General features: G+C 37.6%; 24 protein-coding genes and 1 riboswitch. Of the genes, 6 read left to right on the forward strand and 18 right to left on the reverse strand.

Going from position 1 to position 22636, the window contains the following annotated elements:
• Window positions 1–34: 34 nt before the first annotated feature.
• A complete protein-coding gene (gene scpB / locus SAZ04_RS16895; RefSeq protein WP_332697384.1) occupies window positions 35–622 on the reverse strand; it encodes an SMC-Scp complex subunit ScpB in 588 nt (195 codons plus the stop codon).
• The gene (locus SAZ04_RS16900) at window positions 591–1385 is read right to left on the reverse strand and encodes a segregation/condensation protein A (RefSeq protein WP_332697386.1); all 795 of its coding nucleotides are present in this window, start codon (window positions 1383–1385) and stop codon (window positions 591–593) included. Before SAZ04_RS16900 ends, scpB begins: the two co-directional genes overlap by 32 nt.
• A 152-nt stretch (window positions 1386–1537) precedes the next feature.
• On the opposite strand from SAZ04_RS16900, the gene SAZ04_RS16905 reads away from it, so the two are divergent.
• Window positions 1538–2074 carry a DUF309 domain-containing protein gene (locus SAZ04_RS16905; protein WP_332697388.1) on the forward strand — a complete coding sequence of 179 codons (537 nt, stop codon included), beginning with the start codon at window positions 1538–1540 and terminating at the stop codon, window positions 2072–2074.
• On the opposite strand, the gene SAZ04_RS16910 is transcribed toward SAZ04_RS16905, so the two are convergent.
• The 6 genes from SAZ04_RS16910 to ribD all read right to left on the reverse strand — a co-directional run bounded on the left by SAZ04_RS16910 (window position 2071) and on the right by ribD (window position 7554).
• On the reverse strand, window positions 2071–2424 hold the full coding sequence (locus SAZ04_RS16910; protein ID WP_332697390.1) for a GNAT family N-acetyltransferase: 354 nt from the start codon (window positions 2422–2424) through the stop codon (window positions 2071–2073). The genes SAZ04_RS16905 and SAZ04_RS16910 overlap by 4 nt on opposite strands.
• Before the next feature lie 399 nt (window positions 2425–2823).
• On the reverse strand, window positions 2824–3753 hold the full coding sequence (locus SAZ04_RS16915; protein ID WP_332697392.1) for a manganese-dependent inorganic pyrophosphatase: 930 nt from the start codon (window positions 3751–3753) through the stop codon (window positions 2824–2826).
• Window positions 3754–3996: 243 nt separating this feature from the next.
• The gene (ribH, locus tag SAZ04_RS16920; protein ID WP_332697425.1) at window positions 3997–4467 is read right to left on the reverse strand and encodes a 6,7-dimethyl-8-ribityllumazine synthase; all 471 of its coding nucleotides are present in this window, start codon (window positions 4465–4467) and stop codon (window positions 3997–3999) included.
• 104 nt (window positions 4468–4571) lie between these two features.
• A complete protein-coding gene (locus SAZ04_RS16925) occupies window positions 4572–5765 on the reverse strand; it encodes a bifunctional 3,4-dihydroxy-2-butanone-4-phosphate synthase/GTP cyclohydrolase II (RefSeq protein WP_332697427.1) in 1194 nt (397 codons plus the stop codon).
• A gap of 46 nt (window positions 5766–5811) precedes the next feature.
• Window positions 5812–6468, reverse strand: coding sequence for a riboflavin synthase (gene ribE / locus SAZ04_RS16930; RefSeq protein ID WP_332697394.1), 657 nt, complete (start codon window positions 6466–6468; stop codon window positions 5812–5814).
• A complete protein-coding gene (ribD, locus tag SAZ04_RS16935; protein ID WP_332697396.1) occupies window positions 6469–7554 on the reverse strand; it encodes a bifunctional diaminohydroxyphosphoribosylaminopyrimidine deaminase/5-amino-6-(5-phosphoribosylamino)uracil reductase RibD in 1086 nt (361 codons plus the stop codon). It lies immediately after the preceding gene.
• 198 nt (window positions 7555–7752) lie between these two features.
• A riboswitch (FMN riboswitch) is annotated at window positions 7753–7898 on the reverse strand.
• 182 nt (window positions 7899–8080) lie between these two features.
• On the opposite strand from ribD, the gene SAZ04_RS16940 reads away from it, so the two are divergent.
• Window positions 8081–11290 carry a DEAD/DEAH box helicase gene (locus SAZ04_RS16940; protein WP_332697398.1) on the forward strand — a complete coding sequence of 1070 codons (3210 nt, stop codon included), beginning with the start codon at window positions 8081–8083 and terminating at the stop codon, window positions 11288–11290.
• Window positions 11291–11394: 104 nt separating this feature from the next.
• Here SAZ04_RS16940 and SAZ04_RS16945 read toward each other — a convergent pair whose 3' ends face one another.
• On the reverse strand, window positions 11395–11523 hold the full coding sequence (locus SAZ04_RS16945) for a hypothetical protein (RefSeq protein WP_431309024.1): 129 nt from the start codon (window positions 11521–11523) through the stop codon (window positions 11395–11397).
• 33 nt (window positions 11524–11556) lie between these two features.
• Between SAZ04_RS16945 and SAZ04_RS23730 the strand changes: the two genes are divergently transcribed.
• Window positions 11557–11706 carry a hypothetical protein gene (locus SAZ04_RS23730; RefSeq protein ID WP_488803351.1) on the forward strand — a complete coding sequence of 50 codons (150 nt, stop codon included), beginning with the start codon at window positions 11557–11559 and terminating at the stop codon, window positions 11704–11706.
• 17 nt (window positions 11707–11723) lie between these two features.
• On the opposite strand, the gene SAZ04_RS16950 is transcribed toward SAZ04_RS23730, so the two are convergent.
• From SAZ04_RS16950 to SAZ04_RS16980, 7 genes are all read right to left on the reverse strand, one after another.
• Window positions 11724–12206 (reverse strand): SMI1/KNR4 family protein, encoded by a 483-nt coding sequence (locus SAZ04_RS16950; RefSeq protein WP_332697400.1) that lies wholly within the window; start codon window positions 12204–12206, stop codon window positions 11724–11726.
• Between the two features lie 100 nt (window positions 12207–12306).
• A complete protein-coding gene (locus SAZ04_RS16955; protein ID WP_332697402.1) occupies window positions 12307–13026 on the reverse strand; it encodes a P-II family nitrogen regulator in 720 nt (239 codons plus the stop codon).
• Window positions 13004–13753, reverse strand: coding sequence for a DUF1538 domain-containing protein (locus tag SAZ04_RS16960; protein ID WP_332697404.1), 750 nt, complete (start codon window positions 13751–13753; stop codon window positions 13004–13006). The genes SAZ04_RS16955 and SAZ04_RS16960 overlap by 23 nt, the downstream gene beginning before the upstream one ends.
• Window positions 13750–14442, reverse strand: coding sequence for a DUF1538 domain-containing protein (locus tag SAZ04_RS16965; RefSeq protein ID WP_332697406.1), 693 nt, complete (start codon window positions 14440–14442; stop codon window positions 13750–13752). The genes SAZ04_RS16960 and SAZ04_RS16965 overlap by 4 nt, the downstream gene beginning before the upstream one ends.
• 138 nt (window positions 14443–14580) lie before the next feature.
• On the reverse strand, window positions 14581–15624 hold the full coding sequence (locus SAZ04_RS16970) for an FUSC family protein (protein WP_332697408.1): 1044 nt from the start codon (window positions 15622–15624) through the stop codon (window positions 14581–14583).
• Window positions 15625–15724: 100 nt separating this feature from the next.
• Window positions 15725–16363 (reverse strand): hypothetical protein, encoded by a 639-nt coding sequence (locus SAZ04_RS16975; protein WP_332697410.1) that lies wholly within the window; start codon window positions 16361–16363, stop codon window positions 15725–15727.
• Between the two features lie 199 nt (window positions 16364–16562).
• Window positions 16563–17243, reverse strand: a complete 681-nt coding sequence (locus SAZ04_RS16980; protein ID WP_332697412.1) for an SIMPL domain-containing protein — start codon at window positions 17241–17243, stop codon at window positions 16563–16565.
• Between the two features lie 136 nt (window positions 17244–17379).
• On the opposite strand from SAZ04_RS16980, the gene SAZ04_RS16985 reads away from it, so the two are divergent.
• Window positions 17380–18156: a PRC-barrel domain-containing protein gene (locus tag SAZ04_RS16985; RefSeq protein ID WP_332697414.1), complete on the forward strand. Its 777-nt coding sequence runs from the start codon at window positions 17380–17382 to the stop codon at window positions 18154–18156.
• A 100-nt stretch (window positions 18157–18256) separates the two neighbouring features.
• On the opposite strand, the gene SAZ04_RS16990 is transcribed toward SAZ04_RS16985, so the two are convergent.
• On the reverse strand, window positions 18257–19408 hold the full coding sequence (locus SAZ04_RS16990) for a M20 peptidase aminoacylase family protein (RefSeq protein ID WP_332697416.1): 1152 nt from the start codon (window positions 19406–19408) through the stop codon (window positions 18257–18259).
• A gap of 618 nt (window positions 19409–20026) precedes the next feature.
• On the opposite strand from SAZ04_RS16990, the gene mgrA reads away from it, so the two are divergent.
• Window positions 20027–21025 (forward strand): L-glyceraldehyde 3-phosphate reductase, encoded by a 999-nt coding sequence (gene mgrA / locus SAZ04_RS16995; RefSeq protein ID WP_332697418.1) that lies wholly within the window; start codon window positions 20027–20029, stop codon window positions 21023–21025.
• 107 nt (window positions 21026–21132) lie between these two features.
• Here the strand turns inward: mgrA and SAZ04_RS17000 are convergent, their stop codons facing one another.
• On the reverse strand, window positions 21133–21663 hold the full coding sequence (locus SAZ04_RS17000) for a hypothetical protein (RefSeq protein ID WP_332697419.1): 531 nt from the start codon (window positions 21661–21663) through the stop codon (window positions 21133–21135).
• A gap of 93 nt (window positions 21664–21756) precedes the next feature.
• On the opposite strand from SAZ04_RS17000, the gene SAZ04_RS17005 reads away from it, so the two are divergent.
• Entirely contained in the window at window positions 21757–22080 is a 324-nt protein-coding gene (locus SAZ04_RS17005; protein ID WP_332697429.1) for a winged helix-turn-helix transcriptional regulator, read from the forward strand.
• Window positions 22081–22636 lie beyond the last annotated feature (556 nt).

Here is a 22636-nt window from a genome sequence, read left to right on the forward strand (position 1 = left end):
GAGCGGTGATCTCATCAGTTCTAAAGAGCAGACACTACTCTATTTCCATCGTTTCTTCAAATTTCTTAAAAAATAAATCAGCCTCATCTTCAAGAGAACTTTCATCAATGTTCTCTGGTAAAGGAGGAAGCTCATCTAACTTGTTCAAACCGAAATGATCTAAAAAGAATGTTGTCGTCCCATACAAAATTGGTCTTCCTGGACCAGGCTCTCTTCCTACTTCTTTAATAAGTAATTTTGATGAAAGTGTATGAATGGCACGATCTGATTTCACTCCTCGAATATCATCAATTGCCATCCGAGTTATTGGTTGTCGATAAGCTACAATCGCTAACGTCTCTAGTGCAGCTTGAGATAAGCTTGAATGAAGTGGAGATGTAGCTAGTTTCTTAAAATACGTGGCATGCTCTGGTCTTGTCGTTAAACGAAAAGCACCCGCCATTTCCACAATTTGCAAACCCCGTTTTTGTTCATTATATAACAAGCGAAGTGCAAATAATGCTTCTGAGATGGTCTCTTCTTCCGCTTCTAACACCGTCGCAATATCAGCAACTGTCATCCCTTCGTCTCCAACTACAAACAACAATCCCTCAATTGCTGCTTGAAGCTCCTGAATTGTCATTGCGGACTCCCTCCTCCATACTGTAAATCATGATGTCTGAAAAATTGCTCGTTTGTTCGCAACGAATAGTCTTTGTCTTCATTAATTCTAAGATGGCAAGAAAACTGACGACAACTTGTCCTCGTTCTGGTACTGAAAATAAGTCTGTGAATGTGCAAGAGCCTTGAAATCTTTTTTCTAGAACTTCCAATATTTCTTGCATTCTATCTTCAATCGAATATTCTTGACTTGTTACTGTTGTCATCCGAGGCGCTTTTAATTCCTTACGTTTCATAAGTTTTTGATAAGCACTCAACATATCAAATAGAGAAACACCAGAAATCGCAATATCACGTCGCTCTTCATCAGAAATATACGGCTCCAAATCTTCAGGTGGACGTGTATGTACTAGACTTCGTTTTTGTTCTTTTTCTTTTAACTCTGTTGCTGCTTCTTTGTATTTTTTGTATTCAATTAATCGATAAATTAATTCATCACGAGGATCCTCTTCCTCATCCATTTGCCATTCATCATCAAAAATCTCCTCCTCTTGCTTAGGGAGTAGCATCTTGCTTTTTATCGCAAGCAATGTAGCGGCCATAACAAGGTACTCACTGGCAATATCAAGTTCTAGATCTTGCATCGTACGAATGTAGGCCAAATATTGATCGGTAATGACAGCAACTGGAATATCATAAATATCTACTTCTGCTTGATTAATAAGATGCAAAAGGAGATCAAGAGGCCCTTCAAACGTATCGAGCTTCACACTATATTGATTCATCCAACCACCACTAGCTTTGTTTAATTAACGCCAGATGCGATTATACCATAATTTAATAAAGTGGGGAACATGCCTTCGTCCTCATTCAAGTAGGTCAATTTTCTAGTAATATGATAGACTAAAACTAGACTTTCAAAAAAGGAGTATGTCATATGTATCCGAAAGCTTATTTAGATTTCCTTATCTATTTCCACAGTGACCGTGATTACTTTGAGTGCCACGAAGTATTAGAAGAACATTGGAAAGAACAACCAACAAGAAGTCGCCAATCTCACTGGGTGGGGCTCATTCAAATAGCAGTAGGAATGTATCACCATCGTAGAGGGAATGTGAATGGAGCATGGCGAATGTATGATAAAGCAATCTCAATTATTACAAAAGAACACAAAGCTATATCTAAATTAGGATTAGATGTACCCAACCTTTTGGATCAGCTAAAAGCACAACAAATGCTTTTGAAAACATCCCCACGTTCTTTTGTTGATCTAGAATTCCCTATAACTGATGATGCATTACTTCTGGCGTGTAAAGAGCGTTGCCTGCAATTAGGAAAAGAATGGTCTACACAAAAAGAAGCTCCAGAGAACCTAATTCACAAACATTCCCTAAGAGATCGTAGTGATATTGTTAAAGAACGAGCACGTCAATTAACACTTAGAAAACAGAAGAAGGAAGAAGAGAACAATTAAAGGCTCTCTTCTTCCTTCACACATGTTCTTAAAAAACGTTTTGTTTCTTTTGTCGGTTTCAGATCACAAGGTAAAGTTTTCATTAATTCTCGTAGCATCTTTTTCCCGATTCCTTCTCTTCTATGCGAGGGATTCACACAAACATGTTGTAACAATGCTTCTCCACTTTCTATTGATATCCCAATAACTCCAACAAAATCTTCTTCCTTCCACAAATACAACTTCCAATCAATATCATTTTCATAACGTTCAATTGTTTTTTGTAGTTTTTTGACATCTTTTTCTTTGGGCATAAAGGAAAGAAGCCCCATTGCAATTTTTTGATTCATTGATTTATAAGGTACAAGCATGATAGACCTCTCACGTTCTAACCCTAACTTGGGTTGTTTTCGTATGCGCTTTCACCAATTATTCTACCATAATTCAGCAGATTTCGTTTCATTTTTTTACACTTTACTTGTCGTTCACCCATTTTAACATATGCAAAGCTGCAGAAAAGGGTTCTTATTCAAATTGTTTCTATATCTACCTTATGTAATTTCATTTCATTTTTTTAAAGTGATATTCAACAACATATGGAAAAGGTACGTTTATTTCCGTTTTTTTATTGGAGTTACTTTATGTATGTTTTGTTTTGAGGATAGCTTTTTTACATTTGAAGTGAAGAGGTACTTTAAATGTAAAAAAAAAGAATAACTGGAACAACATCACCAATGTGTTCCAGCTACCCTGTACTTCCTTATTTTTGTTTATTTTGCTAATACAGAATCTAAACCAGGGACAATTTGCTTTTTACGAGATACAACACCTTCTAAAATAGCTGTGTTATCTTTTAACGTTACGTTGTATGCTTTCTCAACTGCATCAGTAAGTTTTCCCATCGCCAAAATTTCCGAATCATTTTCTAGGATGTCTGTTACAACTAACAAGAAAAGGTCTAATCCTTTTTTATCAATTACACTAGCTAATGCCTCTTCTACTTCTGCTTTTCTTTGAAAAACATCATTTGTATCGACAACGTTTACTTGAGCGATTTCTAATTTATTCGCCCCCATCGTAAATTCTTTTGCATCTAAAGAAATAAGCTCAGCAACTGACTTACTGCTAACATCAGCTCCTGCTTTTAACATGTCAAGACCATAGCTATCAAGATCAACTTCAGCAATTTCAGCGAGCTCACGAGCTGCAGCAATGTCTTGTTCTGTACATGTTGGTGATTTAAACAATAAAGAATCAGAAATAATAGCTGAAACCATTAGACCCGCAATGTTTTTTTCAATGGCAACTCCGTTTTCTTTATACAATTTATTTAAAATAGTTGCTGTACATCCAACAGGCTCTGCACGATAATACAAAGGATCACTCGTCTCAAAATTCGCAATACGGTGATGATCAATTACTTCTAGCACACGAACTTGAGCGATATCCGATGCACTTTGTTGAAATTCATTGTGATCAACTAAAATAACATTTTCAACTTCATTTGCAACCGTTTCTACTAAACGTGGCACCTCTACTCCAAAATGCTCTAATGCAAATTGTGTTTCACCGTTAATTTCACCAAGACGAACAGGCTCTGCATTTACTCCTAATTTATTTTTCAGATTAGCATAAACAATAGCAGAAGTAATCGTGTCTGTGTCTGGACTTTTGTGTCCGAAAATAAGAATTTTTTCCATTGTTGTACTCCTTTTTAATTTATTTTTCGTTTAAAAGCATGTACTTAATTATGTATAGCCACCATTTATTTTACCAAAACAAACGGTTGAATAAAATCATTTTCGACAAATACTTTTCTAAATCATAAAAGCTGTTGTTTTAGGAAGCTAATCACCTATAAAATAAATGGATCTGATTAGCTTCCCCTTCTCCAAACTAAGACCATAATGAAAGTCATCGATAAATGATCTGGGATGGTTTTCTTACTTCTCGAAGCTTCTTCCTAAATTCGCCATTTCAATTGCAGCAGTAGCGGCATCCCATCCTTTATTTCCCGCCTTTGTTCCAGCACGTTCAACTGCCTGCTCAATCGTATCCGTTGTTAGCACCCCAAATATAACAGGTTTCCCTGATGAAAGCGTCAAAGATGACACACCTTTTGCGACTTCACTACAAACATAATCAAAGTGTGGTGTTGCCCCGCGGATAACCGTCCCTAATGTAATAACCGCATCATATTTCTGAGTGTCTAACATTTTCTTTGCTGCAAATGGAATTTCAAACGCACCTGGTACCCAGGCTACATCTATATCTGCTTCGTTAACACCATGGCGTTTTAACGCATCTTCCGCTCCACCTAGTAATTTACTCGTGATAAATTCGTTAAAACGTCCTACTACAATCCCTACTTTTAATCCTGTTGCTACTAAATGTCCTTCATATACTTGACCCATCATATTTCCTCCTCAAGAATGATTACTTTTTTAATTTATAAGCTAGACTATACTCAATTATAAAGAGTATCAATCAAGTTAACATATGTTCTTGTTTCACTACTTTAAAAATGAAGCATATGCCCTAGTTTTTCAGACTTCGTCTTTAAATACTTTTCATTATCTTTGTTATGCGGTAATTGAAGAGCTACGCGTTCTATAACCTCAAGCTCATATCCTTTTAACCCCGTAATCTTACGTGGATTGTTTGTTAATAAGCGCATCTGTCTAACACCTAAATCGCGTAAAATTTGTGCTCCAATTCCATAATCACGTAAATCGGCTGGGAAGCCAAGCTTCTCATTCGCCTCTACCGTATCATATCCCTCTTCTTGAAGTTGATAGGCTTTTAGTTTGTTCATTAAACCAATGCCACGTCCCTCTTGTCGCATATAAAGAAGAATTCCTCGACCTTCTTGTTCAATTTGTGCAAGAGCAGCATGGAGTTGCGGACCACAATCACAACGATGTGACCCGAATACATCACCTGTTAAACATTCAGAATGTACACGAACAAGAGTCGGCTCTCCTTCAATGATTTCTCCCTTTACAAGAGCAACACTTTCTTTCCCTTCATAAATATCAGTGAATCCAATAGCACGAAAATCACCGAAATCAGTAGGCAATTTAATTTCTACTTCACGTTTTACCAACTTATCTTTACGATGGCGATATTTTATTAGATCTTTTATTGTGATCATCTTTAATTCATGTTGATCCGCAATCTTACGCAATTCAGGTACCCTAGCCATCGTTCCGTCCTCATTCATAATCTCACAAATGACACCAGCTGGTTTAGCCCCTGATAGACGAGCTAAGTCAACCGCAGCTTCGGTATGCCCTGCACGTCGTAATACCCCACCTTTTTTCGCAACAAGAGGAAACGTATGGCCTGGACGTTTAAAATGATGTTTCTTCGCGCCATCTTCAACTAGTGCGCGGACTGTATCAGCTCGTTCTGCAGCGGAAATTCCAGTCGTGTTTGTATAATGATCAACACTCACTGTAAAGGCTGTACCATGAGGGTCTGTATTATGGTCAACCATCGATACAAGGTCTAACTCTTTGGCACGCTCTTCTGTAATCGGTACACAAACAAGGCCTCGACCATGCGTAACCATGAAATTAATCACTTCAGGAGTTGTCTTTTCCGCTATTGCAAGAAAATCACCTTCATTTTCGCGATCTTCATCATCACAAACGATGACACAACGACCTTGCATAAGCTCATATATAGCCTCTTCAATTGGATCGAACATTTTTTTCTCTATATTTTCAGCCATCTCACTCACCGTCCTTATCTTCTTATTTGTATCCATGTTCTGAAAGAAAACTCTCTGTTAACGAAGATGTTGGCTTTTTTGTTGATTCAAATCTTCTTGAGATGAATTGCTCAATGTATTTTCCGACCATATCGCACTCAATGTTGACGATGTCTCCCACACCTTTTGTGCCGATAATGGTTTCCTCAATCGTATGAGGAATAATTGAGATCGTAAAGCTTTCCTCATCCACAGCAAAAATCGTTAAACTTGTCCCATCAACAGCAACAGAACCTTTTTCAATCATTAAATGACGTAACTCTGGATTTACGCCAATACGGTAATAGACAGCATTTTGATCGGGTGTTTTTGCTAAAATCGTTCCAGTCCCGTCCACATGACCAGAAACAAAATGACCACCAAACCGCCCTTTTGCACTCATCGCACGTTCAAGGTTCACACTAGAACCTCGACCTAGCCCTCGTAAGCTCGTTGCTCGAACCGTTTCTGGCATCACGTCTACAGTGAAATGAGTAGATGTATAAGATGTTACGGTTAAGCAAACCCCATTTACGGAAATGCTGTCTCCAAGATGTACGTCACTTAAAATGCGAGTTCCACTAATTTTCATAACCATCGATTCCCCGGTTGAACGCATTTCCTGGATTTGGCCTATCTCTTCAATAATACCTGTAAACATTTACTCACTCCTTCTAACACGTGAAACGATTTTAATATCTTTTCCTATCGTTGTCACTTCTTTGATTTCTAATTCAAGAGCATTTTCTACTTCTTCAATGCCTTTACCGCCAATTGCCGTTGGTGCCATCTGACCTCCAAATAACTTTGGAGCCATATATGTAATCACTTGATCAACGGCACGAGCCCTCAAGAAACTACCATTCACTTCGGCACCACCTTCGACAAATAAAGATGTTATTCCTTTCGTCCCGAGAAGAGGCAATACTTTTTCTATAGAACCATCTGGTGTTCGTAAAACGTCAATCCCGTATTTCTCAAGTTCTTTTTGCTTATCCATTGATGCTTCTTCTGTCGTCAATATCCAAGTCGGAGCCTCTTGATCCTGAACAAGCTTAGCTTCAACTGGGATTCGTAACGAGCGATCAAGAACTACTCGAATCGGATTTTTTCCTCCATTGGGAAGCCGTGTTGTCAAAGAAGGGTTATCTGCTAAAACCGTTCCAATTCCAACGAGTATAGCATCATGTGTATGCCGATAACGGTGAACATCTTCCCTAGCTTCTTCACCTGTGATCCATTTGCTTTTCCCAGTGACAGTAGCTGTTTTTCCGTCGAGTGTTGTTGCTGATTTCAGCGTTACATAAGGTTTTTGATACTTCATAAAATGAAAAAAGATTTCATTTAACTCATTTGCTTCTTGTTGACAAACGCCAAATTTAACTTCAAGCCCAGCTTCTTTTATTCTCGTAAGACCGCGTCCAGCCACAGCCGGATTAGAGTCTCCAGTGGCAACAACAACTCTCTTTAATCCTTTTTCAATAATAAGATCAGCACATGGCGGTGTTTTTCCATAATGACTGCATGGTTCAAGCGTGACATAAATAGTCCCGTCTTTTGCCTTTTCCCCAGCCATCTTGAGCGCTTGAACTTCTGCATGGCCTTCTCCGGCCTTTAAATGAGCACCAACACCCACAATGGCACCGTCTTTCACAACAACTGATCCAACCATCGGATTTGGCGACGTTTGACCTTGTGTACTTTTTGCGAGCTCTAGGGCAAGTTTCATATAATCAATATCATTCATGGCAATCCCTCACATTACTCTACTTCACAGAAAAAGCCCTGAGTACAAACAGTCTCAGGGCTTTGATTATAAAAAAATGTTCACGAATGAAACGTACAATCTTTCAATTGCCGTTCATCTAAGTGCTACAAAAGGACATACTTCTCCCTCTGAAATAAGGTTCTTTTTAAAATGAAACTAATACCTTACTGCACCGATTCGTTCCTTCTCCCATCCAGACTTTCACTGTCGGTCCCGGAGTTTCACCAGGTCCACCGCCTCTCGCTTTAAGAGTCGGGTCACGGACTAAGAAGCTAAGCTTCATCACCGCCGGTCGGGAGTTTCACCCAGCCCCGAAGGAAACAACCAATAAAATGGTCTTATATTAAATTGTGATTAAATTGTATCCTTATACAGTCGTATTCGTCAACTAAAAGATCTAGGCTCTTTTAATAAGGTAAGTGAAATTTTTTCAGTCTTTCCTTAACCAACAATAAGTTGTAACATGTTATGATATTTACATCGTTAAAGAGGAGGCACTTATTCAATGACTTATCCGTGGCTCACTGCTACCTATATATTATCGATAGCAACAAATCAATCAACCTTTAATAGAGGAATAAACTATTACCGTTTGGGACGTGTAGCAGACCTTGATTTTGAAATGATTACCAACACGTACTATGCCTTTATTGACGGTTCTTTGCTTTATGAATGTAAAATCAGCTTCAATAGCCCTGGGTCAATCGATTATTCATGCGACTGTGAAGCTGCGGCTACCTATTCAGGTGCATGTAAACATATTGTTGCAATGTTATTTGCGATTAAAGATACGCAAGAAGAGAATAGCCCAATCATTCCCTTTCCTTCTGCTCAGGCGAAACAACCACGTAGTAAGATGATTGAGAAATTTCAAAGCGTATTAACGACTACCTCAAGAGTAGCAACAGTTGAGAAAGAAACATTACAAGTTGAATATGAAGTAATTTGTTCACAAACGTCTTTTAGACCACTCATAGATAAAGTTGAGATCAGGCTTAAAGTAGGGACTAAGCGTTTATATGTAGTAAAAAATATAGAAGAGTTTCTGCGAGCCTTTATAAGAGCAGAGACTTATACATTTACGGCCAATTTCTCGTATGATCCTTTGCATCATTCTATAAATGAAGTGGATGCAACTTTATTTAAACAGTTGCATACCCACTTAGAGATTCAAGCAACAAATAAGGATGACTTCTATTATCGATCAAGTCAAAAACGAGCTTATGAAATACCCGCTATTAGTTTGCCTTCTTTTCTTGAGCAATTAAAGGATAAAGCTGTTATTTTAACAATCGATGGGATGTTGCAGTCTGAAAACGCAAAAATCAAAGAACTTGAAAAAAAGCAATTGCTTTCGTTCAATTTAAATTCGAAGGAACAAGGTGCACCAGTTGATCTTATTAGTGAAAATGCAAATGAATTTGACTTTGCTAGTGAAGAATACCGCATACTTATTCATGGGAATACAATTTATCAATTAAGTAATAAACAAGCCTGGCACCTACAAATTATCGGAGAGCAATCAGCTCATTCTAATACGATTGATGTTATTCCGAAAGAGCAGCTAGAGGAATTTTGTTCATATGTTCTTCCATCCCTCCAATCAATTGGTGTCGTTCATTTATCGGAACATTTAAACGGTGCGATTGAAACAAAACCATTAATGGCTAAATTTTTCCTCGACCTAAATGACGGTACACTAACAGGGAAGATTTCATTTGAATACGGGGAACATGTACGAAACCCATATGTCGACAGCCAGCAAACGAATGAAAAAATCATTACTCGTGATATTCAAAGTGAAAATTTTATTTTAGCGCAGCTCTCTCAAACTGACTTTCACATTGAGGATGGTCAACTAACATTGACGAGTTGGGAATCTATTATCCCGTTTTTATTTGAACAACTTCCCGTTTTGCAAAAGGAGATCGAAGTATTTACGACATCAGCCATACGAAATGTCATTGCAACACCAAGTTCCGCACCGTCTGTACAACTTGATGTTAACAATGAAACGAACTGGCTTGATGTGAAGTTTTCAATTGAAGGCATTCCCGATGAGGACATTATGGATGTGCTTGGTGCACTACAAAGTAATGCAAAATATTATAAGTTATCATCTGGTGCGTATATTCAACTAAATCACAATCGCTTTGATACAGTAAAGCAAGTCATTAACACTGTTGCATCGCCAAAACAATCATTACAAAAAGAAATGACGATTCCATTGCATAAAGCGTTTGAACTGGATAAGCAAAATGGACAAACACGGGTATCTAAACAGCTTCATCAGCTATTATCAGATATTCAGTCACCTGAATTTAGCGACTGGAAATTACCCGCTGATTTCCATGCCGAACTGCGAGATTACCAAATGAGTGGATATTGCTGGTTACGAACCCTTTCACAAATAGGTCTTGGCGGCATATTAGCCGATGATATGGGTCTTGGTAAGACAGTGCAGACGATCGCTTTTTTACAAGCAGAGAAAGAAGATCGTCCATCTTTTCAAGCGCTTATTGTAGCTCCAGCTAGCTTACTATATAACTGGGAAAAAGAACTGGCAAAGTTTGCTCCGAATCTGCAAGTTGTTGTCGTGACCGGATCAAAACAAGTACGAAAAGATTTGGTCTCAAACTACCGAGACACAGATGTATTTATTACCTCTTATCCGTTAATTCAACGTGATAGCGACATTTATGAACCATACTTATTTTCAACACTAATTTTAGATGAGGCTCAAGCAATCAAAAATGAAGCAACAAAGACAACAAAAGCTGTTCGTTCTTTGCAATCAACTAGTTGTTTCGCTTTAAGCGGAACACCGATTGAAAACCATCAAGATGAATTGCATTCGATTTTCCACAGTATTTTGCCAGGAATTCTCGGTACGAAAAAACAATTTAAAGAGCTATCAAATGAAGTTGTTGCTAAAAAAGTAAGACCATTTATTATGCGAAGACTGAAAAAAGATGTGTTATCAGAACTTCCTGATAAGATCGAATCTGTACAATTTACCGATTTAAGTGCTGATCAAAAGAAAATGTACGTAGCCCAAGTGAAGCAACTAACAAATGATGTAAATGAGGCTATTACGAGTAATCAGTTCCAACAAAAACGAATTGAAATTCTCGCTGGCCTTACACGCTTACGCCAAATATGTTGCCACCCTAATCTTATTCACCCAGATGCTAATTACCAGTCAGGGAAATTGGACAGGCTCCTGGAATACGTCGAAGAAGGTTTGCAATCCGGTCAAAGAATGGTCATCTTTTCACAATTTACATCGATGCTCCGATTGATCAAACGCTCATTTGATGAAAATGGATGGTCTTATCACTCTTTAGATGGTCAGACCCCTCCGAAAGAACGGGTAGAGATGGCTGAGAGATTTAACAATGGCGAGAAGTCACTGTTTCTAATTTCATTAAAAGCTGGTGGAACTGGTCTTAATTTAATAGGTGGAGACACTGTTATTCTTTATGATACGTGGTGGAACCCTGCGATTGAAGAACAAGCCGCAGATCGTGTCTACCGTTACGGTCAAACGAAAAATGTTCAAGTTGTGAAACTAATTGCGAACGGGACAATTGAAGAGAAAATTCTTGACTTGCATGAAAAAAAGAAAGCGCTCGTTGATGCGATCATTCAACCAGGAGAAGAAACATTACAATCATTAAGTGCAGAAGATATAAAGCAATTGTTAACTTTTTGATAATACCTACAACTCTAATTGTCTTTTAGTGAATGTCCTACTACAAAAAGGTCTGTCTCAAAGCTTGAGACAGACCTTTTTTTCCATCTAAACTATGTAACCACTTAGGACATCCTCTCAACCTTTAAAAGAAATTCTTCCACTACAGTTTCTCCGACTTTTGGCCGGACGCTTGTTGTCGTAACTAAATCCATATTTACACTGCCAATAACAGTGATTTTTGGCTTTCTCATTTTCCCACCCCGATTTCTTGAATTTCCTAATCTATGTCATCCAAAATCCAAAGAGAAAAATGCTGTGCTTCCACTTTAGAAGTTCCACATATTACGGATTTACGAACACGAAAAACAAAAACGAAAAAAGAAGTTCTATACCGCTCAAAACAAAAGAATCATCTTCCAGAATGGAAAAGATGATTCTTTTTATTTTATATTTACGAGCTAGAGGATTCCTTTTTAAACAGACGACCGCTGAATTCGTCAAATGATGTAGCAAGAAAGTGTTCTTGCCAAGTTCCATTGCCTGACTCATGCTCGGTAATATAGATTATAGCAGGCTCATTCGCACCTTTACGGTAATCAAGCGCAAGCCATGAATGAAAATCGCCCGTTAATAAGACTAGATGATCTGGTAACCCACACTCCTCAACAAAAACAGAAGATAACCCAACACCACTTTCTACGTCAAGTTCATGAAAGTAGGGAATAATCGCTGCATCACCATCATTAAATAACACATAACGATACGTCAGTTCCCCTCCATTTTGTTCTTTCATTAACGTTACATATGCCTTAGGCAACGGGACTCCAAGATGTGTTTCGACTTCTGAAACTGTCTGTTCAGTCACTTTCTCTCCAGGTTTATATTCAGATGGTGATTTCCAAAAATGGTCGTGTTTATAAAATTGTAAACTCATAAATGTCCCCCATGTAAATCAAAATGGTTGTGTCCATCGTTCCCAATTCATTATTACATGTTGCCTCCATATAAGTCGACCCTAACATTACAGAGTGGCATCAATACCCTCTTTCATCGTTCACCTTTTTATTTAAAATGTGATTAATCCCAACTGTTCGTTCAACATCTAATACAAAAGCAATTCCATTCCCTGGTTGATTCAATTCTGCTTCTTCCATAATAGCTTGTAAAACCGTATTCGTCTGTTTGCGGTCAATTAAAGTAAGAACTATTTCTTTTTCTGGTTCAATTTGAATATTTAAAAACTTCGCCTGCTCATGAATCCCTGTTCCTCGTCCACTAATGATCGTACCTCCTTCTGCTCCAGCTCTTTTAGACGCATCAACTACTTTACTTGAATCGCCTTTGTTTACAATCGAAACGATTAAATCATAGTACATCTCTTGATTAGACATAGAAATGATATCCTCCTTGTCTTCAACCGTTGCTTCTTCAGTAGGCAAATGACAAATTCCTAAAACGCCTTTAAGATCAATCACGATTCCCAGACCTTTTCCAGGCTCTTCAATTCTGACTTCATCTTGAATGGCTCTTACGACTTGATTTATCACATTATTTCGAACAAGTGATAAGACAATCTCTTTTTCATATTCTACGGGTATACCTAAAAATCGCTTATTTTCATGAATGCCGACCCCCTTGCCTAATAGAACGGTGCCTCCTTCTGCTCCAGCATTCTTTGTAGCTTTCACAACGGTTTTTGCTCGCCCTTTTTTCACGATTGTGATGATTAATTTATGTTTCGGATTGACTAACATGCTCTTTTTTCCCACCTTTTTTCTCATACATTATCCCTAAAATTAAAACGGATAAAATCGGCGTTAAAGCCACAAGTGCGATCATGCCAAACCCATCCATTAGCGGGTCTCTCCCATCTGTAACAGAGGCCACTCCTACAGCAATCGCTAAGATGAATGTGACGGTCATGGGTCCCGTCGCTACCCCTCCTGAATCAAACGCAATCGATGTAAATCGATTTGAAGAAAGAAACGTCATGAGAATGACAATTGCGTACCCTGGTATAATGAAATACCATAAAGGAAAACCGATGAGAATTCGAAGCATAGACAAGGCAATTGAAATACCTACACCGATCGACAATGTATAAAGCATGACTTTTTCTGAAATATATCCACCAGACACTTTTTCTACTTGTTCATTTAAAATTCGAACAGCTGGTTCTGCAAAAGTGGCAACAAATCCTAACACAAATCCGATCGGAATTAATAGCCAAGTAGAGGACAATTCCCCTAATTTCTCACCCATTACTTCTCCAGCTGGAAAAAAACCAACATGAACACCTTGCAAAAACAAAGCTAAACCACAAAATGACATGATCATTCCTTTGGCAATGTTTAGCAATTTTTCTTTTTCTAATTTCAAAAATACAAATTGAAAGACGAGAAAGAAAATGAGAAGGGGCAAAAGTGCCATGGCAACTTCTAACAGAACGTCACCAAATCCCTCAAATATGATAATGTTCATCCATAAATCACCCCAAGCATTAATACAGCTAAAATCGGGCCAATTGAGGCAAGAGCCACAAGACCGAAACTATCACTAGATGATGACTTTCCTCGAAGCACTGCAGCAACCCCGACCCCTAGAGCTAAAATGAAAGGAACGGTCATAGGACCTGTCGTCACACCACCAGCATCAAATGAAATCGGAATATATGAACCGGGAGTAAATGCAGCAAGTAGAAATACGAGTCCATATCCACTTACTAATAGCCACTTCATTTGAATGTCAAAAATGATTCGAGCCATGGCAAGTGCAACAAAAATCGCAACACCTAGAGCCACCGAATGAATAAGGAGCATTTGTGAAATTTCTCCGCCTGATACATCATCTATTTGACTTGACAATACTCTTACATCAGGCTCAGCTACAGTTACAACAAACCCAAGAAAGAAACCAACAAGGATGATTAACCATACTTTTTTTGTCTTTGGTAATGCTGATCCAATCATTTCCCCAACTGGTAACAAACCAAGATGGACTCCTAATAAAAATAAAATTAACCCAGACGAAACCATTACAACCCCAACTAAAAACTGGAGAAATATTTCCATCGGCAACCAGAGCAACGTAAACTGCAAAATGATAATAACGATGGTAATTGGCAGCACCGCGAGTATTACTTCTTTTACAGTATCTTTTATATCTTGCATGTTTACCTCCTCTGCGAATCTATAAAAACCCTTTTCTTTAAAATTACTATTCCTTTTTGAAAATAGAAGTAAACATTTACTGATCATGAGAGTACAAAACAAAAAATACGCTTAAAGTCTCCTCAAAGCGCTTCACACCTAAACTTTGTGAATCTGATGTCTAGAGACTCGCTCTAATTCTTCAAGCACATCATGGATAGAAAGAATGACAAATAGGATCACTGTCTCTGATGTGAAATGATGATGATATTTCTTCTCTAATGGTTGCTCCACATCATTTGTATCCCAAAACCTTTTATCTAGCTCATTAATGTTTTGTAAATGCTCTTTTGGAATTTCATTCCCTGATGCTTTTAATACCTCTACTGTTGAATCAATTGTTTGCAATAATAATTGCGAATTGGTGAAATTGTTTTCTTTTATGTGTACAGAAATGATATGTCCCAAGTAATAATGGATTTGTTGTAATTGATCTAATTTCTTTTTTTCAAAAATAAATGATCTTAATTCAGCAGTTGAATGACGATGATATTTCCATTCTTCACGTTGATAATGACACAACTGAACCGATTTAGCCAACTCACTAGTAATCCTTTGATACTCTTTTTGAGTTTTCTTCGATATTGGCTTTTTTTCGGTTATGAGCTCTTTTGTTCTTTTTTTTAAGAGATTAGCTGTTTCGAGATATAATTCATGATTTCGCTGTTTGATTACCTCTGAGAATCTAGCTGGTAAAATAAAAAAATTAACTAGGGTTGAGACAACCAATCCGATAATCGTCGTGCCAACTCTTTCAATAAACGTTAAAAAATAATGATCATATGTAACAGAAATCATTGCTACGGCAGTAATCGTTGCGATGAGGGCCCCTGCTTCTAATTTACACTTGATACAAATAAAAATGGTAAATACTGCTGCAAGAGTGTACGTTAGGGGGCTTTGTCCAAACAAAAAAGTAAATGTCATCGCAAGACTGGCACCAATTAACGCAGCCGGAAAACGTATCATTCCTTTTCGAATGGAATCTGATGCCGTCCTTTCAATTGTTACAATGGCAATAATAACAGCAAAAACAACGGGTAAATCTAATACATAACAAATCTTCGCTGTCAGAAATACGGCGATTCCCGTTTTAATCAATCTAGCTCCAAAAATTTTCCCTTTTTTCTTATTGCTCATCATTATTCACTACCTGCTTAAAAGATTCTCTATTTACTTAAGCATATAATAATTACGTAGGGGATTCTAGCATAACATTTAACATAACAATCTAAAGAATGCGTCAATCTCTATCAGTTGCCAAATAAGCATGTAACTGCTTTTGTTGTGACTCATTACCAAATGCCTGAGTAACGTCCCAAACTTTATCTACTTCTTGTCCATTCATATTAGCATCTAAATCATGAAAAATCCGATGTAAATAACGTAATGACATAGAATCACCTGTACTTGCCACAGTTAAAAATTCAAGAGCATTCTCCATATCAGTCAAAACGACAGATTGAGCAAACCCACTCTCTTGTAACCAAACAATATCGTCTTTCAGTTGCTGCCACTCTTGATCTTCCTTTAGTGTAAGCCAATCCAATTTCTCAGCATTTCCCCACCCTGCTAACTGATTTAAATATTCATGTTGCTTGGCAATCATTGATTTCACCGCAGTTTCTGTCCCTTCTTGGTAAGCAACTTGTTTTGTCGTCTCTTCAACACTTAGTACAGATTGATCATTGTCTTCTTCTAAAGATTCATTAGTAGATTCATCATTTGTATTTTCAATAGTTTCTAATGTTTTCATTTCTTCTGACTCCCACTCTTCTATTGACTGAGTTGCTTCTTCATTCACACCTTGCTGAAAGCTTACAAAGTAGACACTTACCGCTAATACGATCACACCTAATATTGCGATTAAAATCTTATTCATAGCTGGCCCTCCCCTTAACTTATCAGTCTATGAAAAGCCTACTATGAAATGAACCTAGCTTTCAAGCACATGACAAAACAAGAAGAAAATCGCTTTTCTTTGCCAAAATCCTTGTTGCTGTTTCGATCTATTTTGATAATATCTCAACTTACATACAAATAAAGGCAACTTACCTAAGCCGCCTCTATTTGATAACCATTCAATTGAAATAGACAAATTCAGCTTCTATAGCAGCTTCTATAGTAAGTTGCCCTTCTTGTATTGGCGTGCTCCCTACTTGAGCTGAAAGAACTTTTGGATACGCTTGTTGAGCGATTGTTTGATTTAGTTCCTTTACTTGTATAGGTGTTGGATTAAGGGTAACGCCAAGAGTGTTGCTGATTACCTTTGCTTTTTCTCGTGCATTTTCCAGTGCATTTGTTAAGGCAGCAAGATAAATACTCGATGGATCTCTCATCGTAAAGGTGATAGACGCAATCGAATTAGCTCCATTTTCAACAGCTGAGTCAATAATCGTACCCGTTAGTTCCACCTGATCAATAGTTACTTGCAGTAAATGAGCAACTCTGTAACCACGAAACACTTGCTCTCCTTCAATAAAGTCATACTGAGGGTCAATCCGATAAACGGTCGTTTGAATGCTTTCTTCTTGAATACCCAACTCCGTAAGCCCTTGAATAATAGCTGTAATAGCTGCAGCATTTTCCTGCTGAGCCGCAACAACACTTTTGTCCTCTGTAACAACCCCTAACGTGATAAGTACACGATCAGGCGTTGTTGTGACGGTCCCTTCTCCTACTACTTTCATATTCTGATTTTGATTTCTTATTACTGTTTGCCCTTGACGGTTCTGATTGTAATTTGACTGTTGACCATACATAAGTAAGTCCACCTCTCTAAAGTAACAGTTTCTTTCTATATATTTATTTAGAGACCCGATCTTCCATTCATATAAATGTTTATCTTTATTTTACAGTGGGAAAGGATTAATACAATTGGTTAAAGGGGCGATTACAATGTATCTAAAGTCAAGTAATCTTCAAACATTTTCTTTGCTTTCGAAAGACGGTGAACTTGGATCCATTGACGACTTTTATTTTGAAGCAAGCAATTTAATGATCCGCTATTTTGCAATAAACACAAGAAAATGGTTTTTCGGTGGAACCGGATTACTTAGTCCAAAAGCATTTGCCGCAATCAATATTCCTGAACAAATGATAGAAGTCACTATAACTAAAGAACAGCTCAAAAACAGTCCAAAACTAAGCGATCATTCACCACTTTCTCTAGCATACGAAAAGAAACTAAATCATTACTATGGTTGGAGTCTTTATTGGAAAGATCAAATAGCTCCACCAATAGAAGGAGAAAACCTTAGTGGAAGTCCAATGAATGGTGTTTTTACAAGTGCAGACGATCAACAGGAGCTAGTACAGCTCAATCAGACACATCACGTATTACGAACGAGTAGTGAATTGATAGGATGTAAAGTGTATGCAAAAAACAAAGAAGTAGGAAAAATAACCGATTTAGTCATTGACCACCAATCATGGGACATTCGCTTTTTGGAAATCGATATTGGAGGATTTCTCTCCAAACAAGTCGTTCCTCTCTCCACTAATTGGATATCAGAAATCAACTGGATCGATGGAGTCGTTCTGATGAATAAAGATAAACAAGAGGTGGAACAAACGTTATCATTTGAAGGCTCATATCTCTATGAAGGAGATTTCCGTTCCCATGTAGAAGCAGGACACCCCCCAGATAAGGAAGAAAGCTCGAAAAAAAAATAAAAAAACATGTAAGCTGTTGAGAGAGTGTCCTCAACAGCTTTTTCAGTGCCCTCTCATTTACTGGATCCCTTTATTAGATTCTATTAACGAATGGTTACTTTTAGTTTTCTTGTTTCTCAAATATTTTCACAAGTGACTTCGCTATAATTTGCACGCCGTCATGTAAAGCCAGTAAATCAAAGTTCATATTAGGATGGTGCAAGCCCGGTGTTAAATTAGCCCCTAATCCGATCATTGTTGCTTTTATTTCCGGTCGATAAACAGAGTAAAAATGAAAATCTTCTCCCCCAGGAGTTTTTATTGGTGGAAAAGTTCCTTCACTCCCTAACACTTCTTCAATCGCTTCATGTACAACTGTTTCCATCCAATTGTTCGATTTAGCTGCGACCATTGACACCGTTGTTTCTATTTCAACTTCTGCACCGTTAAAGCATACGCCTGAAAAAACAGCTTTACGCACCTTCTCTTCAAGCAATTCCATTGCTTCATTCGTTTCCGCACGTAAGTCAATTCCAAAGACCGCTTCATCAGGGATAATATTCATATTTTTCCCACCAGCTTGGACCATCGTTACTTTCGCTGAACTCGAAATCGTAGGATCCATTTTCACTGAGTTAACAGCTTGAATCATAGCCGCAATCGAATCTAACACATTTATCCCGAGATGAGGTCTAGCTGCATGGGCTTGAACGCCTTTTACCTTCCCTTTTAACACCTTTGTCGCTCCATGATAAATTGCAGGTGCAGCTTGTTTTAATGTTAGCTCTTGGATTGGCCTAACATGTATACCTAGTAAATAATCAACATCGTCTATAACACCCTTATCTATGAAAGCCTTGGCTCCTTTACCTGTTTCCTCAGCCGGTTGAAAGATAACTTTTAACGTACCCTTTGGTTTATATTCCAATTCTTTTAACATCTGAATCGCGTAAAGCACCATCGTTGCATGGGCATCATGTCCACATGAATGGTTTGCTTTCCAGATTCCGTCAACATTTTGCCATAAAGCATCTAGGTCTGCTCTTATCCCCACAACAGGACCTTCTTCATTCCCTCGCCACGTTGCTACTAAACCGGTATGGTCAGAAAATGTCGAATATAGTATTCCCATTTTCTCAATCTGATCACATAAAAATTTCGTCGTTTCAATTTCTTGGAAGCTACATTCGGCGATTGAGTGCAGGTGATAATACGTCGCTTCTATCTGATCTCGATGATTTTGTATCCAAATTGATTGGTTGATTGTTCTCACTCCTTACGTTCCTATTTCTTATAGTTAAAAACCTGAGACGGAACTCACTTCATAGAAATAGCATCCTTACAAAAGAGTTTCTTTTCCAAATCCACTTTAAGAAGTAGCTTACTCTGTATATCTCGAATTATTTAATCAGACTCACCTCATTAAGAGTTCTATTCCCTAGTATAGTGTATTCTTATTGCCACTCAGATTCTATTGCTCATTAAAATGTAATTTCATAAAAGGGCTCATTTCACATGCTTCTTAATAAAACACTACTTATATCCATCTCTACCTTACACGATATAGCAACTATAAAATTGTTAGTTAGTAAACTAAATGTAATTATATTTAATTCATTTCACTACTGTTAATAAGGGATTCTTTTATATAAACTAAAAGAGTAAGATTCATTAGTAAGACAACGAGGAGGAGTTGGCTTTCATGATTAAAGGACTAGGACACGTACCATTAACTGTTTAAGATATGGATAAATCTTTACATTTCTACTGTGATATCCTAAGTTTTGAAAGGGCTTTCGATATTAAAGATGATCAGAACAATCCATGGGTTGAAAATATTAAAGTCGATAGATAAAAAACTAATTTATTACATAAAAAGGAGTTTTAAACAATGACTTATTTAGCTAACCAAGAACGCTATAGCAATATGAAATACAATCGCTGCGGAAATTCAGGACTGCTACTGCCAGCTCTTTCACTAGGGTTATGGCATAATTTTGGAGGCGTAGACGCGTTTGAAAATGGACGTGCCATGCTTCGCAGAGCATTCGATTTAGGAATCACCCACTTTGACCTTGCAAACAATTATGGACCACCACCAGGTTCAGCTGAAGAGATGTTTGGTTCCCTTTTAAAAACCGATTTTGCCCCATATCGTGATGAGCTTGTTATCTCGACTAAGGCTGGTTATCACATGTGGGATGGTCCATACGGTGAATGGGGTTCAAAAAAATATTTAATCGCAAGCCTAGACCAAAGTTTAAAGAGAATGGGCTTAGATTATGTCGATATCTTTTATTCTCATCGCCCTGATCCTAATACTCCACTTGAAGAAACAATGGGAGCTCTTGATCAAATTGTTCGTCAAGGGAAAGCATTATATATAGGAATTTCAAGCTATGATGCTGAACAAACAGCAGAAGCGATTAAGATTTTAGACAATCTAGGAACTCCATTGCTCATCCATCAACCAAGCTATTCGATGTTAAATCGATGGGTCGAAGAAGATGGATTACAAGATGTGTTACAGGAACAGAAAGTTGGCTCTATCGCTTTCTGTCCACTACAGCAAGGATTGTTAACGAACAAATATGTAAACGGAGTCCCAACAGATTCGCGTGCCGCAAAATCAAATAGTTTTCTATCTAAAGATCAAGTGACAGAAAATGTGATTAACAAAGTTCAACAGTTAGGGAACATCGCTAGAGATCGCGGCCAAAGTCTAGCTCAAATGGCCTTAGCATGGGTGCTTCGTGAAGGTCGAATCACAACTGCATTAATTGGTGCAAGTAAAGTTAGTCAAATAGAAGAAAATGTGAAAGCAATAGATAATCTTGATTTTTCCGATGAGGAATTAGCGAAGATTGAGGATATTCTAAAATCGAAATAAAGGGCGTACAGGTGTAAGCAATATTTTATGTCTACTAGATTATTAATGTAAAAGAAAAGGATAGATAAAACCCGGTATCATCACCGCTTTATCTATCCTTTTTCTCTTTAAACATCTTGACTAAATTTCAGAAATAATGCAATTTCAAGCACTTGAATCTGACGAAGTGTTTCAGCTTCAGTACTTGATTCCAATCCATTCGTGACTACATGCTCAACTGCGTCAATAAAGCGGCTTGGATCCCATTCGCCCCATGACTTTACTTCCGCTGAGATAACACTTGCTTTTTCGTACAAGAAAGGATAAATAGGATGGTTGCCTGCGTTTTTGAACCAGTATTTAGCATTACTAAAGTCTCCTTCACGACGATGCATAATCCCATGCCAGTAACTTCCTAATTCATTAGAAATACCTTGTGATATCGTATGAGATAAATTCAACTCATCATTCCATAACAAGAGCCCTGATTTAACAGCCTCCATTGCTAGCTGTGATGGATTTTCTTTTCCAATTAATTGTTGAGCAGTTAATTCTTCAATTTCTTTCGTAATCTCTTCGTTCCAAGCTTCTTGTGGACAAAGCGGCGGCAAAGGATTTCTTTCTTCAAAACGCTGGACAAGTAACGATAAAGTTGTCAAGATATTCACTCCTTTTTTAAATTGATTCAGTATTGTGACTTTATTCTCGCTTTTAAACTAGTAAAAGAAAGCCTATACATGTAAAACTATAACATAGATTCGAACTTTCAAAATATTATTGGCTCCAAGTGGTCTTTTCTGATTCTAAGAGAATTATTTTGTGGAACCAAACGATTTGGTGAATTGCAAAAAGCGGTAAAAGGAATTAGTCCGAAAGCTTTGACCGATTCTTTGCGCCACATGGAGAAAAATGAAATTCTTATAAGGACTGTGTATCCTACAGTCCCTGTTAAAGTAGAATATTCATTAACTGAAAAAGGAGAAGACCTTCACTCAATCATTAAGCAAATGAAGGTAGGGGTTCAAAATGGGGATAAGCAATTACTTTTTCTAGACTCTTACTTGCCAAACGAGTAAAGCAATTAATTTATCGAAACGTTGTATTTTGAGCCTCTTACAGTTGAGAGTATTTCTTCTCGGATGGGTATTAGTACACGTTTTCTTAATTCAATTTTTAAGGACGAATATCAACTTAGGCCGATGCAGTATTTAACAGAAGTAAGAATGCAGCATGCGAAAAAAACTACTCGAAGAATCAGTTGTATAGTTTTCTTCATTTTTTCTAGTTTCCTTATCTTACTATTACTAAAATTTAATAATACCTTCATCTTGATTCTACTTATTTACTTTCTACCAAATAAGATAACTTGATTGTAACATGTAATGCCTTTATCCAAGTTGATCAACCTTTAAAAGTTTGTTCAGTTTAGTGTTGACATTCCACAGCATATCTCTTAGGTCGTAGAAGACGCTTTTAATGACAATATGTTTGTATACAAAAAAAATTATAAAAGAACACTTCACATAGAAAGTGCCCTTTTATAATTTTGAAATAAGTGCGGGTGAAGGGAGTCGAACCCCCACGTCATAAGACACTAGATCCTAAGTCTAGCGCGTCTGCCAATTCCGCCAC

Source organism: Halalkalibacter lacteus (genome assembly GCF_036663595.1).
Classification (GTDB): Bacteria; Bacillota; Bacilli; order Bacillales; family Bacillaceae_D; genus Halalkalibacter; species Halalkalibacter lacteus.

Bases quoted from the DNA above. Each gene is read 5' to 3' on its own strand.
- scpB (WP_332697384.1), bottom strand. From the start codon at position 622: ATGACAATTCAGGAGCTTCAAGCAGCAATTGAGGGATTGTTGTTTGTA.
- SAZ04_RS16900 (WP_332697386.1), bottom strand. From the start codon at position 1,385: ATGAATCAATATAGTGTGAAGCTCGATACGTTTGAAGGGCCTCTTGAT.
- SAZ04_RS16905 (WP_332697388.1), top strand. From the start codon at position 1,538: ATGTATCCGAAAGCTTATTTAGATTTCCTTATCTATTTCCACAGTGAC.
- SAZ04_RS16910 (WP_332697390.1), bottom strand. From the start codon at position 2,424: ATGCTTGTACCTTATAAATCAATGAATCAAAAAATTGCAATGGGGCTT.
- SAZ04_RS16915 (WP_332697392.1), bottom strand. From the start codon at position 3,753: ATGGAAAAAATTCTTATTTTCGGACACAAAAGTCCAGACACAGACACG.
- ribH (WP_332697425.1), bottom strand. From the start codon at position 4,467: ATGGGTCAAGTATATGAAGGACATTTAGTAGCAACAGGATTAAAAGTA.
- SAZ04_RS16925 (WP_332697427.1), bottom strand. From the start codon at position 5,765: ATGTTCGATCCAATTGAAGAGGCTATATATGAGCTTATGCAAGGTCGT.
- ribE (WP_332697394.1), bottom strand. From the start codon at position 6,468: ATGTTTACAGGTATTATTGAAGAGATAGGCCAAATCCAGGAAATGCGT.
- ribD (WP_332697396.1), bottom strand. From the start codon at position 7,554: ATGAATGATATTGATTATATGAAACTTGCCCTAGAGCTCGCAAAAAGT.
- SAZ04_RS16940 (WP_332697398.1), top strand. From the start codon at position 8,081: ATGACTTATCCGTGGCTCACTGCTACCTATATATTATCGATAGCAACA.
- SAZ04_RS16945 (WP_431309024.1), bottom strand. From the start codon at position 11,523: ATGAGAAAGCCAAAAATCACTGTTATTGGCAGTGTAAATATGGATTTA.
- SAZ04_RS23730 (WP_488803351.1), top strand. From the start codon at position 11,557: ATGTCATCCAAAATCCAAAGAGAAAAATGCTGTGCTTCCACTTTAGAA.
- SAZ04_RS16950 (WP_332697400.1), bottom strand. From the start codon at position 12,206: ATGAGTTTACAATTTTATAAACACGACCATTTTTGGAAATCACCATCT.
- SAZ04_RS16955 (WP_332697402.1), bottom strand. From the start codon at position 13,026: ATGTTAGTCAATCCGAAACATAAATTAATCATCACAATCGTGAAAAAA.
- SAZ04_RS16960 (WP_332697404.1), bottom strand. From the start codon at position 13,753: ATGAACATTATCATATTTGAGGGATTTGGTGACGTTCTGTTAGAAGTT.
- SAZ04_RS16965 (WP_332697406.1), bottom strand. From the start codon at position 14,442: ATGCAAGATATAAAAGATACTGTAAAAGAAGTAATACTCGCGGTGCTG.
- SAZ04_RS16970 (WP_332697408.1), bottom strand. From the start codon at position 15,624: ATGATGAGCAATAAGAAAAAAGGGAAAATTTTTGGAGCTAGATTGATT.
- SAZ04_RS16975 (WP_332697410.1), bottom strand. From the start codon at position 16,363: ATGAATAAGATTTTAATCGCAATATTAGGTGTGATCGTATTAGCGGTA.
- SAZ04_RS16980 (WP_332697412.1), bottom strand. From the start codon at position 17,243: ATGTATGGTCAACAGTCAAATTACAATCAGAACCGTCAAGGGCAAACA.
- SAZ04_RS16985 (WP_332697414.1), top strand. From the start codon at position 17,380: ATGTATCTAAAGTCAAGTAATCTTCAAACATTTTCTTTGCTTTCGAAA.
- mgrA (WP_332697418.1), top strand. From the start codon at position 20,027: ATGACTTATTTAGCTAACCAAGAACGCTATAGCAATATGAAATACAAT.